This is a genomic window from Mesosutterella faecium (assembly GCF_022809315.2).
Lineage (GTDB): Bacteria > Pseudomonadota > Gammaproteobacteria > Burkholderiales > Burkholderiaceae_F > Mesosutterella > Mesosutterella faecium.
This window is the reverse complement of record NZ_JAKZJU020000001.1, coordinates 1,924,788-1,938,301: the sequence shown is the minus strand read 5'-3', so window position 1 is coordinate 1,938,301 and position 13,514 is coordinate 1,924,788. Positions and strand designations below refer to the sequence as shown.

Below are 13,514 nucleotides of genomic sequence, written 5' to 3'. Positions count from 1 at the left end.
TTTACTCCTCCCTGCTGTAGGCCTTCTCCGCCTCAAGCGCCTGCTCGGCGTCGTTCTCGTCCCAGGCCGCGGGCTCGTCGAAACAGGCGTCCGACTCTTCTTCCTCGATCCCCGAGGCGAGGGCGAGGGTGCGGGCCACGAGCTCGTCGCGAAGCTCCTCGGCCGCCTCCACGAGCTCGATGCCGGAGAGCCTCACCCCGGCGGCGGGCCCCCGGGGCGGGGGCAGGGGCCCGGGGCTTTCGTGAACCGCGGCGCGACGCAGCCACTGCAGGTCGCCCTGCACCCGCTCGATGAGCTCCTCTTCGAGCGCTTCGGGCCGCAGGTCCGCGGGCAGGTCTTCGGGGGCGAGCAGCAGCGCCCGCTCCTCGTAGCGGCTCACGCGGACCCGGAAGGGGGTCACCGTGCCGTCAGTGAGAAGCGCGCGGCCGTCCGCCTCGAGCCCCTCCCCGGCGGGGAGCCTCTTGGGCGAGCCCGTGAGCTGCGCGCTTAAAAGGGCGGGCGTTGCCGCGCCCTGGTCTTTGGTTTCCATGTTTTGCGTCCTTTAAGGTGTTTGGTTTTCCGGGGCGGATCCGGCGCCCTGCGCGGGGCCCGGCCCGGAGGCCGCAGGGGGCTTCCCCCGGAGGCCTTCGAAATAGGAAAAGGCCGTGTCGGAGAGCGCCCGCTCCATCTCCTCGTCCTTCGCGCGGAGGCCTTCGCAGTAGGCCCGCGCGGGGCTGCGGGCGGCGGCCTCCCCGCGGGAAGCCTCCGGGGCCGTTGTCTCCGGGGCCTGCGGTGGGGGATTCGGGGGCGGGGCCGGTTTCGGCGCGGGCGGCGGGTCCGCGCGCGGCGCGATCCTCGGGATGTCGCTTCGGATCGAGCCCATGAGCCTCGCCTTGAAGAGCGGCTCCTCGTAGTAGCGGATCTTTTGCGCGAGGACCGGGCGCGTGTTCTCGCAGGCGACGATCTCGCGCGCGGCCCCGAGCTCGCGCATCTCCTGGGGCAGCATCAGGGCGCGGCGCTGCTCGGACGTGCTCTCCGAGCGGCTGCCCTTGAGCGAGCCCAGGCTTCTCGTCCTCGAGCGGGCGGGCACCGTGCTGTAGCCCAGCATCTCGCTGTACTCGCGCGCGTCGTCCATCACGACGGGCGAAGGCGCGTAGATCACCTGCAGGGCGTGGTTTGCCATCAGGGTGACCGCCTGGGCCCGCCCGTAGGCGCTCTCCAGCTGGCTCTTGTTCTGGATCACGGTGAGCAGCCGCATGTTGTAGCCCGCCATGTAGGCGACCGCCTGCGCGATCATCGGGATCCGGCCGATCGAGGTGAACTCGTCCAGGATGAGCAGGCACTGGTAGCGCAGCGCCGGGTCCTGGGCGGGGAGCCGCCGCGTGTTGAGGTTGAGCAGCTGCTCGAAAAAGAGGTTCACGATCACGCGCGCCTGGGAGAGCCGGTCGGGCGAGATCCCGAGGTAGACCGTCATGCGGCGGCGCCTCACCTCCCGCAGGTCGAACCCCGGGGTGTCGGCCGAGGTGGCGGCGTCGACCCGCGGGTTCTGGAAGGCGAGCATCGGCACGTTGAAGGTCGACAGGATCGAGGTGAGCGTGTTCTCGCCGTTCTGGAGCACGCGGTTGAGCGAGTCAAGGCAGGCGCGGCTGTGGGGCCGGCCCTCCTCCTCGGCCCGCTTCGCCTCCTCCTCGACGTGCTCCTTCAAGGGTTTGCCGCAGCCCGAGGCCTGGCGCAGGATCTCGCCCATCGTGTGGGGGATCCCGGGGGTCTCCAGCACGAAAAGCGCGAGCCCGCGGAAGAGGTCCTTCGCGTTCTCGGACCAGAACCGCTCCTTTTCCGAGGTGGTGGAGAAAAGCGAGGCCGCGATCGAGTCGAGGTCCCCGATCCGGTCCGCGGGATCCTCCGAGACGTAGGAGAGGGGGTTCCACTGGTGGGTGCGTCCCTCGGCATCGAAGGGGGCGAAGAGATAGACCTCCTCGCCCAGGACGTCGCGGCGGTAGCGCGAGGTGAGGTCGAAGTTCTCCTCCTTGATGTCGAGCACGACGAGGCTCTCGCCGTAGTGCAGACAGTTGGGAATCACTACCCCGACCCCCTTGCCCGAGCGGGTCGGGGCGGCAAGCAGCGCGAACTGGCTCCCGGCGAAGGCGAGAAACTCGCCCCGCCACTTCCCGACGAGGATCGAGCGCGGGTCCGAGGCGCTGCCCAGGAGTCCCGCGCGGCGGATCTCCGCGCGGCCCGCAAAGCGCGCGTCGCCGTGCAGCGGCCGCCGCCGGCGCTCCGAGACAGCAAGCCACCCCAGCCCCGCCGCGGCGCCCCAGGGCAGAAGGAGGAAAAACGCCATCGCGGCGCGAAGCCTCGGCGGCGCGCTGTTCCCGTAGGCCCGCCAGTAGGCGGGAATCGTGCCGGGTCGGGCCGCCCGGGGGCCGAGCCCGTAGGCGCGCAGGAAAAGCGCCCCCGAGACGGTGAGCATCGTGAGGATCGCGGCGGCCGAGCCCGCCGCGCCGAGCGCCCCAAAGAGGATCTGCCCGCGCGTAAGCCTTGCTTTCATGGCCGGTTCCTCCTCATTTCAGCGCGAGCGGCCCCGGCCGCCGCGGGGGGCGGGGGAGGGCTCCGCCGATTTCTCGAGCGTCCGCTCCCGAAAGACAAAGGGCGTGCCCGCTTCGGCCCAGACCGCCTCGAGCCGCGCGGGGTCCTCGATCGCGCGCATCGAGCGGCAGGCGCCTTTTTCGTAGCGGCCCTCCCAGTACGTGCGGTCCTCGCCCTCGATCGCACACCGAAGCGTGAAGGCGACCCGCGGAAAGCGCTCGGAAAGCACCTTGTAGACGGGCTCGGGCGGCGTCCAGGCCGTGAGAAAGGAGATCCTCCTGCCGTCCTCGGTGGGCATGTAGCTGTTCCACTTCGTCCCCCAGTGCTCGACCCGCCACTCGTACCAGCTCACGGCGCCGTAGCGGCGGAGGTTCTCGAGCCCGGCCTCGCCCAGCCGCAGATCGATCCCGTAGCTGTGGTCGAGCGACGCGCGCCGGATGAATTCGGGGAGCGCCCCGGGGCCCTCGAGCCCCGCCTTCGGGCCGTCATCGCCGAAGCGCCTCAGGATGAGATCCGCGTCCCAGGACAGGGACTCCGGGACGGGGCTGCCTTTCATCAGCAGAAGCGCCGCGGTCGACAGCCCCGGCACCCCGTCGCCTTCCATCTCGAGCGAGGCGGGCATGGGGATGAGCCGGTTGAAGTCGAGCACGAGGTCCTCTTCCCCCGGGCCTCCCGGGGACTGGGTTTCGGACTTGAGGCGCTCGATCTCGGCCTCATCTCCCTCGAAGTCAAGGATGTTTTTCACGTGGTTTGGCATTGATGAAGCTCCTTTAAAAGCGTTTTTATGTACAAAATTTGTTGAATTAAATTGATGCGCCCTGTTTGGAATTCCCTTCGCCTCCCGGCGCGTTCCGGTACCAGATCTCGTCGGCCCGGCGGCGGGGGCCGCGGGCGCTCACGTGCACGATCACGTCCACCGTGAGGCCGATCAGGCGCCGGATCGCCGGCTCGGTGAGCCTCGAGCCCGCCTCGGACTGCAGCACCTTGAGCAGCAGGTACTCGAGGGCCTCCTCGCAGCCTCCGGCGTGGCAGGAGGTGATCGAGCCCCCGTGCCCGGTGAGGCAGGCGTTCAGGAACTCGTAGGTCTCAGCGCCCCGCAGCTCCGCGATGAGAATCCGGTCGGGCTTCATGCGAAGCGCGGCCCGCAGCAGCCGCCCGGCCGAAAGCGGGTCGCCGTCGCGCGCCTCCGGCGGGTAGAAGAGGTTCACCTGGTTGCGGTGCCGCGGCAGCCCCGCGCGAAGCTCCGGGACGTCCTCGATCGTGAGGATCCGCTCCGAGGCGGGGATCTCCTGCATGAGCGCCTTCATGAAGGTGGTCTTGCCCGAGCCCGTCTCGCCCGCGATCACGATGTTTTTCTGAAGCGCCACGGCAAGCTTGAGAAACTGCGCCCGGGCCGCGGGCGCCCCGGGACCTCCGGCCTCGGCGCGCGAGAAAAGCCGGCCGAGCTCTCCCGGATCCTCCCGACTCAGCGGCTCCGGCGCGTCGAAAAAGCCCTCGCGCAGGAATTCGTCCACGGTGCGCACCCGGTCCGCGGGGCGGCGGATCGAGACGTAGAGCCGGCCTTCGGGCGCGGCCGGGGGCCCCGCGAACTGCGCCCGCTCGCCGCCCGGCAGCGTCATCGAAAGCAGCGGCGAGAGGCTCCCGAAGGGCCGGCCCGCGTAGACCGCGGCCGCGTTGGCGAGGTCCGAGAGCCGCCCGGACGTGAGTCCGGGGCAGGGCTCTTCGCGCCAGAGGCCGCCCGCAAGAACGAAGGCCGCGCCCGGGCCGTTCACGCAGATTTCGGTTGCGGCCGGGTCTTCGAGAAAGGGCGCGAGGGGCTCGAGCTCGAAGGTGAGCGTCGCGTCGCGCGCAAGGCTGCGGCTCATGGCCGGGGCCCCGCTGCGGCATACACGCCGCTGAAGTCGAGGTCGCGCGCGGCGATGATCGTGAGCCTCGTGCCCTGGGCTCGCGTGAGCGTGGGCGGGATGTCGCCCGCGTGCCGCATCGCCTCGGCGATGAGCCCCGACATGCTCTCCGAGGTGTTCGCGTAGTAGTTGACGCCTCCGTTTGCGTCCGTCTCGCGCGCGACCCCGAAGTCGAAGGCGTCGGAGACGAGCGAAAAGAGCAGGGCGCTTCCGAAGCGCTCCCACCAGTGGCGGTCGACCGTGCCGTCAAGGCCCGCCCCGCCCAGCGCGTCGGCCGCGGGCGAGTTGAGGTTCACGGCGACGCCGCGCGGGGTCTCGATCCGGGTCCAGAGGAGGAAGATGCGGGCCAGCCCGTGCTGGACCGCGCCGCGGTACTCGCCGAAGGCCTTCGAGCCTTTTTCGAGCAGCAGCGTCCTGCCGTCCTTCGAATAAACGTCGCGCGGTATCACGCAGGCCGCGGGCCCCGGCACCGTGGTGTCGATCCGGGTGGTGAGGAGGCACTCGATTGCCGTGCCGCGCGCGATCCTGAGGCTGCGGCCGCGCACGAGCCCGGCTTTCGCTCCGGGCGCGGCCGTGGCCTGCAACCTCGCGTCGTCGTCCCGCGGGGCGGCCGCCGAAGCGGTCTTTCCCCCGGGCCTGAGAGCCGGGGCTGCCGCTCCGCCCGGGGCTTGTCCCCTTCCGGCCTCGAGCGGATCGGTAAAGCGAGGGCCGGCCTCCGAAGCCTCCCGCTCCGCGGCCCCGCGGATGCTGGGGACGCGGAGCGGAGCGGGAACCGAAGCGTGCGCCGGAGCCCTCTGCGCGGGCTTTTCCCCTGAGGGTGGAGTCTCCGCCGCGGGACTTGAAGCGGGCTTTACCCGCGCGTTCCTCCCCGGGGCGAGGGCGCTTTCCGGCAGGGGCTCGAGCTTCAGCGTCCTGCTGCTGGTCTCGAGCGCTCCGGTCCCGGCGCCGGAGGAGGGGCCCTGCGCGGCGGCCCCGCTCCTTCCCGCCCATTTCCAGAAGACGAGCCCTGCGGCCGCGCCGAGGACCGCCACGGCGGCCGCCGCCGCTGCCGCGGCCCTCAGGTTTTTCGCCCGCGCGTCAAGGTGCGTCACTCCGGCCTGGTCGGGCAGGGGCTTGCCCGCCTTTTCATCTTCCGCTTTCATCGTCGTCCTCCTTTGCTTTTTCCGAGGCTTCGGCTTTGAGCGCGGCCGGCTTCCGGCTCTTCATTCCGTGCTCGCCCTCCGCATAGAGCCCGACCACGGCCTGGCCGGCCCTCAGCCTCATTTCGCTGCACACGCCGTGTATAACGAGCGTCCCGTCCTCCTCGAGGTGGAAGTTCGCGATCGACTCCTCTTCCCCCCGACGGCAGAAGGCCGCGGGAAGATCCGCGCCCGGCGCGAACCTGAGGTAGGTGAAGCGCCCGTCGTCCGCCATCCAGACCGGGGCGATGGCCCGGGACTGCGGGCCGCGCCCGAGGCGCATCGACCAGTTCCCGTTGAGGGCCGCGCCCGGCGCGGGTAGGCGGGCCGCACCTCCTGCGGCGCCTTGTGCGGCGCGCTTCGCCTTGGACGCGGGGTAGAGGAAGGTGAGCCGGTAGAGCGCCTTCGCGGGGTTCTTCGCGACCCGGAGGTCGAAGAGGTAGATGCGCCGGTCGGTTGCCACCGTGAGGTTTGTGGCGGCCTTCGGGCTTTTGGGCTTGAGGTAGAGGCGGCTGCCCTCGGCCGCGAACGACCAGGCCGAGCTGTAGCCCGAGACAAAGCTCCGGATCACTTCGCCCTGCTCGAAGACCACCGTGGTCACAACACCCCCGGCGGCCACAAGCGGGACCACTTCGCCCGGGTCGTAGAGCCGCTCCTCGACCCGGGGCCCCGCCATCGCCCCGGCTGCCGAAAAAGCGAGCGCCAGGGCGGCGGGCAGCGGGAAAAGCGCGCGCTTCATGACGCCTCCTTCGGGGCCTCGGGCTCGCGCCCCACCTCCTCGTCCACCCGGTAGGAGGTCACGCGGAAGCCGAACGGGTTCACGAGCCTCGAGGCCTCGGTCGCCTTGAACTCGGGGTGGTACTCGTAGCCCAGGGTCGCGGTCCAGCGCGACTCTTTTTCCTCGAGGCCGCTGCGGGTGCTGCGCAGGGTCTTGGAAAACCGCACGGTGGCCACGCCGTTGCCGTTGGGGACCACCGAGAGGAGCTTCACGCGGATTTCCCGGCTGTCGCCGTAGAGCTTCTCAAGCGACCCCTCCTTCTGCCCGAACTGCGAGGCGTAGGGCTCGAAGACCGAGCGGGTCGAAAGCTCACGGGTTTTGATGTAGTCGTTTTCAAGCGTCCGGTAGTCGTAGGACTCGCGGGCGAGCACGTACTGGCCGAGCCAGTACTTGTCCTGCGCTTCGGAGGCGGGGATCTCGCGCGTGTTCGCGATCGGCAGCACCACGGACTCGCCTGTGCTGCGGTCGACCTGGACCACGAAGGGCACCGAGCTTTTAAGCGGGAGGAGCGCAATTAGCGCCGCCGCCTCGAGCGCGAGAAGCACTCCGAGCCCCGCGGCGCAGCGCCACGCCCGGGCTTCGCTTTTTGCGGCGAGGTCCTCACGGGCGGCTTCAAATGTGAAGGCTTCGGCGCCGGACGGGCGCGGAGAGGCCGCAGCGGCAGCCTTTTCCTCGCAGGCCTTTCTTTGGAAAATGCGGGGCAGCTTCATGACGCGCCTCCCGAGGGAACATTGACGGGAATGCGTTCGCCTGCAGGCTCCGGAAGCGCGGGGGCGCCTGAGGCGCAGCCCGCGAGGAGCACTGCCGCGAGGGCCGCGGCGGCGAAGTGAAGAAGTGGCGATTTCATTGGGTTTCTCCTTTAAGTGTCTTTTTGTCTTTGAAAAAAGCGGGAAAGAGGTGGAAAGGGGGGCGGAATCACGGGCCGCCTCCTCCCGCGCCCCGGAGGGTGCGCGAGAGGCGTCTGGCCGCTGCGGCGGAGAGCCGTCCCGCGCCGCCCGCCGCGGCGCCGAGTGCCGCCATCGGAAGGGCCCCTGTCTGCTCGAGCCCCCGACGGCCGAGGATCATTCGGCCGGCAGCGGCGATTGAACTGCTTCCGGCTGCGAATCCAAAGCCTGCTGCTGCGGCGCCGGCCGCCGCCCGGGCGGGCCCGAAGGCGCCGGCCAGCATCGAGCCCAGCCCCACGGCCTGCATCGAGGCCCCGCCCGCGAGCCCGGCCGCGATCGAGGGAATGAGCCGGATGATCGAGCTCGCGGTGAGCGTGATCACGAGCGTCACCCCGAGCTCGAGCCAGACCCCGAAGACGTCGGGACCGCCGCTGCCCGAGGCCGCGGCCGAGATGCGCGCGATCCGCTCGGTGAAAAGCCCCGAAAAGAAGAGGAGCACGGCCCCGGCCATCACGACGGTGAAGACGTAGGTGAGGGTCGAGCGCAGCCACGGGTCGAACCAGCCGCGGGCCGCGGGGAACATGAGGCAGCACAGGAACGCCGGCCCGAACCCCAGCGTGAGGGCGAGCGCGATCTTCGCGAGGAGCAGCACCCCGAGCGAGGCCGAGGTGAGGAGCACCCCGAGCACCGTCATCGCGACCACGCAGAGCGCGGTGAGGATTTCCTCCCCCAGGTGCGTCATCCCGTAGGCGTCGAGCAGCCCCCAGAGCGACTCGATCCCACCCGCGCAGGCCGCCCAGAGCGCGTCGATCGCGGCCCAGGCGCTCTTCGGAGCTCCGGGGAGCGTCTGCAGGAGCCAGGCCTCCAGCCCCTGCACGGCCGAAATCGCGTAGGAGACGTAGTTCCCGGCGTTGAGCGCGAAGAAGGCGACGAGCGCGCAGCGCGCCGCCGAGAGGATGAGGCCTCCGATCGCGCCGTTTTCGCGCCCCATCAGGATCGCCCAGGCCCGCGCGGTCACGTAGATCGTGATCGAGGCGGCGGCGATGGGGCCGAGCCCCGCGATGAGCTGCGTGGAGACGCTCTCGGAAAAGCCCGAGATCTGGGACTCGACCGCGAGTCCGAAGCTTTCGAACGCTCCCATGGCTTCACTCCAGATGCTTTTTCCAGTCCGCGCGCACGGCAAAGCGGCTGCGGGCGGCCTCGCGCGCCTCCCGGCCGGCCTCGAGCCGGGTTTCCTCTGCGATTGCCCGAAGCGCGTCTACCCGGAGCTTTTCGGCCTGCAGCGCGGCCGATTCGGCGGCGATCCGGGCCGTGAGGTCCGCGGTCGACTTCGCGTCCTGCGCCCCGTTGATCGCGTCCATCAGGGACTCGATCGTCTTTGCGCGGCGCGACATCGTCTCCGCCTCCCGGCCGAAGAGGTCGAGCGCCTGGGCCGAGGCCGCGGCCTCGCGCAGGCAGGAGAGGCGCTCCCGCGCGGCGTAGGCCTCGCAGCGCTGCCCCGCCCCCGACTCGTCGTAGAGGCGGCGCGCCGAGGCGGTGAGTCCCGCCTCGCCCAACCTCGCCGCCGCGCGCAGCGTCTCCCGGAAGTCCTCCGGCAGCGCGCTTTGCAGCGCCGGGTTCCAGAGCAGCCGCCCCAGGGCCCGCGTCCCGTTCATGGAGCGGTAGGCGCGCAGCTGCTGCTCGTACTGGCTCACGAGCATCTGGTACTGCTGCGCGAGCTGCAGGTAGTTCTGCAGCGACTGGGAGAGCGCCGCGGCGTCCACCACCGGGATGCCGGAGGCGCGCGCTTCAAGCGAGGCCGCAAGAAGAAGCGGTAAAAACCAGGCTTTTTTCATTTCTCTTCCTCCTTTTGGGATTTCATGGCGCGCAGGTATGCAGGGAGCCACTTCTCGGCCGGAACGGGCGAAACCGGATCCCGCCCGATGAGACCCTCGAGCGTCTTCACGCCGCGGGTGCTCCCCGAGAGGACGAAAAGCGCCTCGGGGAGATCCGAGAGGTCGAAGCTGCAAAGCGATGCGCGCCCGTCCTGCCGTACGAGCATCCGGTGCGAGCTCTCCGGGAGTCCCCGGATGATCTCGAACTGGTCGCGCGGCACCTTGAAGCCCTCCACGTAGTCGGCCTCCGTCGCCCGGGGGTTCGGCAGGAACACCTGGGTCGCCGACTGCTCGATCACGTCCCGGGCGGCCTTCGAGGTGAGGACGTCGGCGGGCGACTGTGTGGCGAAGACCCCGAGCCCGTTCTGCTTGCGGACGGTCTTGAGCTTGTTCACGGCAAAGCCCGAGAAGGACTCGGAGCGAAGCCACTTCCAGAACTCGTCCATGAAGAACACGAAGCGGCGGCCGTCCAGGGCCTGCTCCATGCGGTAAAGGAGATAGAAGGCGATCGGGCCGCAGATCTTCGGGCGGTCGAGAAAGGCCGTGCCGTCGATCCCGATGTTCTCGTGCTCCGTGAAGTCGAGCGTGTCGCGGTCGTTGTCGAAGACCCAGGCGAATTCGCCGCCTTCGATCCAGGGCGCGAGCCGCAGCGCCAGGTCCTCCTCTCCGCCCGAGCCGCTGCGGCTCACCAGGCTCTGGCGCACGGCGGCAAGACGCCTGCAGCCCGCGGGCAGCGCCATCACGGCCCGGATCGAGCGCGAGCAGAGCGCCCCTTCGGCGGGGCTTAAGGGCCCGCCCTCGGACTCGAGCAGCTGCCGCACGAGCTCGAAGAGAAAGGACAGGTTCTCCTCGGTGGGCTCCATCGCAAAGGGGTTGAGCCCCGTGGGCTCGCCCGCTGTGAAGCTGAGATAGGCGCTTTCGGGCAGCGCCCGGACCGCCGCCTCCGCTCCGCGGTCCTTGTCGAAGAAGACCAGGGAGAAAGGCTCTTTTTCGGTTCTGTACTTCTGCGCGAGCGCCGCGCAGGCGTTGAGAAAAACGGTCTTGCCGCTGCCCGAGGAGCCGATCACGACCGTGTTTCCGAGCGACTTCTCGCCCAGGCTCGAGCGGTCCGCGCGGCTCGCGTGAAAGCTGAAGTAAAAGGGCTCGCAGGAGGGCGTCCGAAGCAGCATGAGCGCCTCGCCCCAGGGGTTCCCGTCGCGCTTGCCCGAGCTGAGCCGGTGAAAGGGCGCGAGGTGCGCGAAGTTCACCGACGTGAGGGTGGCCGCGCGGGGCATGAGGGAGAAGTTCCCGGGCAGCCCCGCGAAGTAAAGCCCCGGAAGCGCGAGCGTCGAGCGGTAGGGCAGCAGCCCCTCGCCCTTCATCTTTTCGGCAGCGTCGAGCGCGGCGCGCCGGGCCGCATCGGCGCTCTCGCCTAAAAGGAGCAGCCCGTAGCCGTACTCGCCCATCACGAAAGAGCCGCAGGCGAGCCCGTCCATCGCCTCGGAGAGCTCCGAGACCTGCGTCACCCCGGCATCCGACGAGGCGATGAGGCGCCTCTGCTGGGTCTTGAGGAAGCGCCCGCCCTCGGCGCGGCCGAGGATCCTGAAGGCCTGGGTCTCGATAAAGCCGCTCCTGGAGCCCGCGGGTCCTGCGGCGGGGAAAAGGAGCGCGTCGAGCAGCCCCGGGTCCGAGGCCTCGCAGAAGTCCTTGATCTCAAGGCCGCAGGCGAAGCGCCGGCCGGTGGCGGACTCCACTTCGAGGAGGTCGCTGCCTGCAAAAAGCGTCGCGTTCCCGAGCGCGCCGTATATCGGGCCCGGAGGGATTCTCACCGGCTGGCGCTCGAGGGTGAGAAGCGCGTTGTAGAGCCCGAGCTGGGAAGAAAAGAGGCGGCCTCCCCGGCGGTATTCGGTGAGGCGGCGCGGCCCGAAGCGCGAGAGCGCCCGCTCGAACCCGCGGGCGAGCTCGGAAAAGGCCTCGATCCGGGCCCGCAGCGCCTCGGCGCGGACGGGTGCGGGGATGAGCCTCAGGGTCCGGCCGGGGGCCGCCGGGGCGGGGCCCTCGAGCGTGACGAAGAGCTCGGTCTTCATGAGGCTGCGGGTCGCAGCCGCGAGGCTTCGGGCGAAGTCGCGCGCGAACCCCGGCTCGGTGGGGGCCGAAAGCTCGTCCTCGAACGCGCGGCGGATCCTGTGGCAGGTGACGGCGCTGCCCGGCGGGAGGCTCCGGTAGAGGAGGTTCAGCTCCGAGGCGCCCCGGTCGAGCTCGGCGTCGTCCTCGCCCTCGAAGGGCACGCCCTCGAGCTGCCAGGAGGCGTAGAGCTCGCCCCCGCGCCCGATCACGATCCCGGGGGCGGGCTGGGAGGAGTAGGGGATGAAGTCCTCGAGCGCGGGGCCCGTGTGCGGATTTAGGCTTTTCACGGGAGCCTCCTTCGCGCCGTAGGCGCAAAGCGCACGATGCCGCTCCGCAGCCCGAAAAGCCGCAGCCGGATCGCGATCGCGCGGAACTTCTGGTCGTCCTCGCGCGTGACCTCGCGCATGAGGGCGATGAGCGGCACGCAGGCGAGCGCGGCCGGGATCCAGGTCCACATCCCGGCGATGAAGCAGCCGAGCGTGACCCCGATGAAGGGTTTGATCGGCACGCCAAAGAGGCAGGCGGGCCGGGTCGCCCCCTTGAAGATGGGGGAGGTGATGTCCATGGCGCAGCCCTCCCTTCACGACACCAGCAGGCTCGCAAGCCAGCCCGCGGCCCCGATCACGACGCCCCCGATGATGGGGCCCGCCACCTCGCGCAGCGGCGCCTGGATGAAGAGGATCTTGATGCCGGCGTAGACGAAGGCGATCGTCGCGATGACCGAGGAGACGTCCTGCATCGTGGTGAGGATCGTCGTAAAGAGCGTGTTCACGTTGTTCGTGCCGCTCGCGGCCCAGGCCGGAGAGGCGGCCGCGGCCGAAAAAAGGGCGAGTGCGGTCCTTTGGACCGCGTCAATGCGGTTTTTCATGGGAAAGTCCTTGTGTTGTCTGACTGAAAAAAAAGTTCAGAAAAGGGGCGCAGAGGTCCGGAGCGCGGCGCCTGGCGGAGCCTCGGGGGCGGCCGGGGCGGGTTTCCAGGCCGCGCCCGGGACGAGGCCCGCCGCACGGGCGACCCGCTCGCTGTAGCCCAGCGCAATGCCGCGCTTCAGGTCGCCCGAGTAGTAGCAGGAGAAGGCCTCCGAGAGCCTGCGGGCCTGCGTGGGCGCCTTCGAGCGCGCGAAGCACTCCGAGAGGATCCGCGAGCCGGCCTCAAGGCTCCTGCAGGGGTCGAAGGCGGCTTCGAAGTCGAGTCCCAGCCGCTTCAGGTTCCGCGCGCTGATCTGGGCAATCCCCAGCGCGAAGACCCGTCCTTCGCGCGCGAGCCTCGAGGCGGCCGCGAGGGCCTCGCCCAGGTTTTCGGGCTGCGGGACCGGGGCCCCGCGCACGCCCACCGCGAAGGGGCGGCCGCCGGACTCGACCCGCACGAGCGCCGCCATCGTGTCGGGGGCGGCCCCCGGGGCGCAGGAGCGGATGAGGCGCGAGAGCTCCGGGCCCTGAAGCCGCGGGGCGGCCGGGGCCGGGTTTGAGCAGAGCAGCGCGCAGGCCACGGCCGGCGCGAAAAGCTTCATAATGAGGCGGGGATCTGCCAGGCCAAAAAAGCTCGGGGGAGTGTCGAAGCGCGCGAACGCTTCGGGCTGGGCGGATCCCTTTTCTCTTATGAGCCCGCCGCGGGGCGGCGGCCTGCGGCTAGTAGCGGAGCCGCCGCACAAGGTCTCCCCCGCGGTAGAGGTCGATCGCGCGCGGGGACTGCTCCCGCATCCAGACGACCTTCCGGTAGACGACGGCTGTTTTCTCTTCATGGCTGTCTCCATTGTCTTCGCTCCATCTGTAAATCCCCTCGCGTCCCGAGACGCAGGCTTTGGTGCGCAGCGCCCCGCGGCCGCCTCCCGCGCTGTTCCAGGCGGGCGGGGAGGACAAAATCCATTTCCCCCGGCCTTCGGGCCGGCCCTCGGCCACATAGCCCTCGGGGGCGTCCTCGAGCCCCTCGGGCCCGCAGGGGTCGAAGGGGTCCGAGACCCGCTCGGCGTAGTTTCCTGCGCCCGCCTGGGGGCACTTCGGAAAGTGCGGGTGCCGCGACCGCAGCGACCGGTAGAGCCTTTCGACAGGCGGCCGGCACTCGGCTTCGGCCTCGGGCCCGCGCGGGTCCGAGAGGCAGAGCAGCACCTCGCACCCCCAGCGCTCTTCGCCCGTGAGCAGCTCTGCGGGGCCTGCCGCCCCGGCGCTCCCGCTGAGGGCGAGAAGCCCTGAGGCGGCCCAGGCCGCCTTTGATCCGACTGACTTCATGCT

The 13,514-nt window shown here is 70.2% G+C and carries 15 protein-coding genes; all 15 read right to left on the bottom strand.

Annotated elements, in window-relative coordinates:
• Position 1: 1 nt before the first annotated feature.
• Positions 2–529: a hypothetical protein gene (locus MUN46_RS08870; RefSeq protein WP_243376339.1), complete on the bottom strand. Its 528-nt coding sequence runs from the start codon at positions 527–529 to the stop codon at positions 2–4.
• 12 nt (positions 530–541) lie between these two features.
• Positions 542–2,527 (bottom strand): type IV secretory system conjugative DNA transfer family protein, encoded by a 1,986-nt coding sequence (locus MUN46_RS08865; protein WP_243376338.1) that lies wholly within the window; start codon positions 2,525–2,527, stop codon positions 542–544.
• Between the two features lie 18 nt (positions 2,528–2,545).
• Positions 2,546–3,322 (bottom strand): DUF1281 family ferredoxin-like fold protein, encoded by a 777-nt coding sequence (locus MUN46_RS08860; RefSeq protein WP_243376337.1) that lies wholly within the window; start codon positions 3,320–3,322, stop codon positions 2,546–2,548.
• Positions 3,323–3,368: 46 nt separating this feature from the next.
• A complete protein-coding gene (virB11, locus tag MUN46_RS08855) occupies positions 3,369–4,430 on the bottom strand; it encodes a P-type DNA transfer ATPase VirB11 (protein ID WP_243376336.1) in 1,062 nt (353 codons plus the stop codon).
• Positions 4,427–5,611: a type IV secretion system protein VirB10 gene (gene virB10, locus MUN46_RS08850; RefSeq protein WP_243376335.1), complete on the bottom strand. Its 1,185-nt coding sequence runs from the start codon at positions 5,609–5,611 to the stop codon at positions 4,427–4,429. Before virB10 ends, virB11 begins: the two co-directional genes overlap by 4 nt.
• Entirely contained in the window at positions 5,595–6,386 is a 792-nt protein-coding gene (locus tag MUN46_RS08845) for a TrbG/VirB9 family P-type conjugative transfer protein (RefSeq protein WP_243376334.1), read from the bottom strand. Before MUN46_RS08845 ends, virB10 begins: the two co-directional genes overlap by 17 nt.
• Complete coding sequence (locus MUN46_RS08840; RefSeq protein WP_243376333.1) at positions 6,383–7,135, bottom strand: VirB8 family type IV secretion system protein; 753 nt, start codon at positions 7,133–7,135, stop codon at positions 6,383–6,385. The genes MUN46_RS08845 and MUN46_RS08840 overlap by 4 nt, the downstream gene beginning before the upstream one ends.
• A complete protein-coding gene (locus MUN46_RS08835; protein ID WP_243376332.1) occupies positions 7,132–7,272 on the bottom strand; it encodes a hypothetical protein in 141 nt (46 codons plus the stop codon). Before MUN46_RS08835 ends, MUN46_RS08840 begins: the two co-directional genes overlap by 4 nt.
• A 68-nt stretch (positions 7,273–7,340) precedes the next feature.
• A complete protein-coding gene (locus MUN46_RS08830; RefSeq protein ID WP_243376331.1) occupies positions 7,341–8,450 on the bottom strand; it encodes a TrbL/VirB6 family protein in 1,110 nt (369 codons plus the stop codon).
• 4 nt (positions 8,451–8,454) lie between these two features.
• Positions 8,455–9,144: a TrbJ/VirB5 family protein gene (locus MUN46_RS08825; RefSeq protein ID WP_243376330.1), complete on the bottom strand. Its 690-nt coding sequence runs from the start codon at positions 9,142–9,144 to the stop codon at positions 8,455–8,457.
• Entirely contained in the window at positions 9,141–11,576 is a 2,436-nt protein-coding gene (locus tag MUN46_RS08820; RefSeq protein WP_243376329.1) for a VirB4 family type IV secretion/conjugal transfer ATPase, read from the bottom strand. The genes MUN46_RS08825 and MUN46_RS08820 overlap by 4 nt, the downstream gene beginning before the upstream one ends.
• Positions 11,573–11,854 (bottom strand): VirB3 family type IV secretion system protein, encoded by a 282-nt coding sequence (locus MUN46_RS08815; protein WP_243376328.1) that lies wholly within the window; start codon positions 11,852–11,854, stop codon positions 11,573–11,575. The genes MUN46_RS08820 and MUN46_RS08815 overlap by 4 nt, the downstream gene beginning before the upstream one ends.
• A gap of 15 nt (positions 11,855–11,869) precedes the next feature.
• Positions 11,870–12,157 carry a TrbC/VirB2 family protein gene (locus MUN46_RS08810; protein WP_243376327.1) on the bottom strand — a complete coding sequence of 96 codons (288 nt, stop codon included), beginning with the start codon at positions 12,155–12,157 and terminating at the stop codon, positions 11,870–11,872.
• A gap of 36 nt (positions 12,158–12,193) precedes the next feature.
• A complete protein-coding gene (locus MUN46_RS08805; RefSeq protein ID WP_243376326.1) occupies positions 12,194–12,796 on the bottom strand; it encodes a lytic transglycosylase domain-containing protein in 603 nt (200 codons plus the stop codon).
• Between the two features lie 118 nt (positions 12,797–12,914).
• Complete coding sequence (locus tag MUN46_RS08800) at positions 12,915–13,511, bottom strand: hypothetical protein (RefSeq protein WP_243376325.1); 597 nt, start codon at positions 13,509–13,511, stop codon at positions 12,915–12,917.
• Positions 13,512–13,514 lie beyond the last annotated feature (3 nt).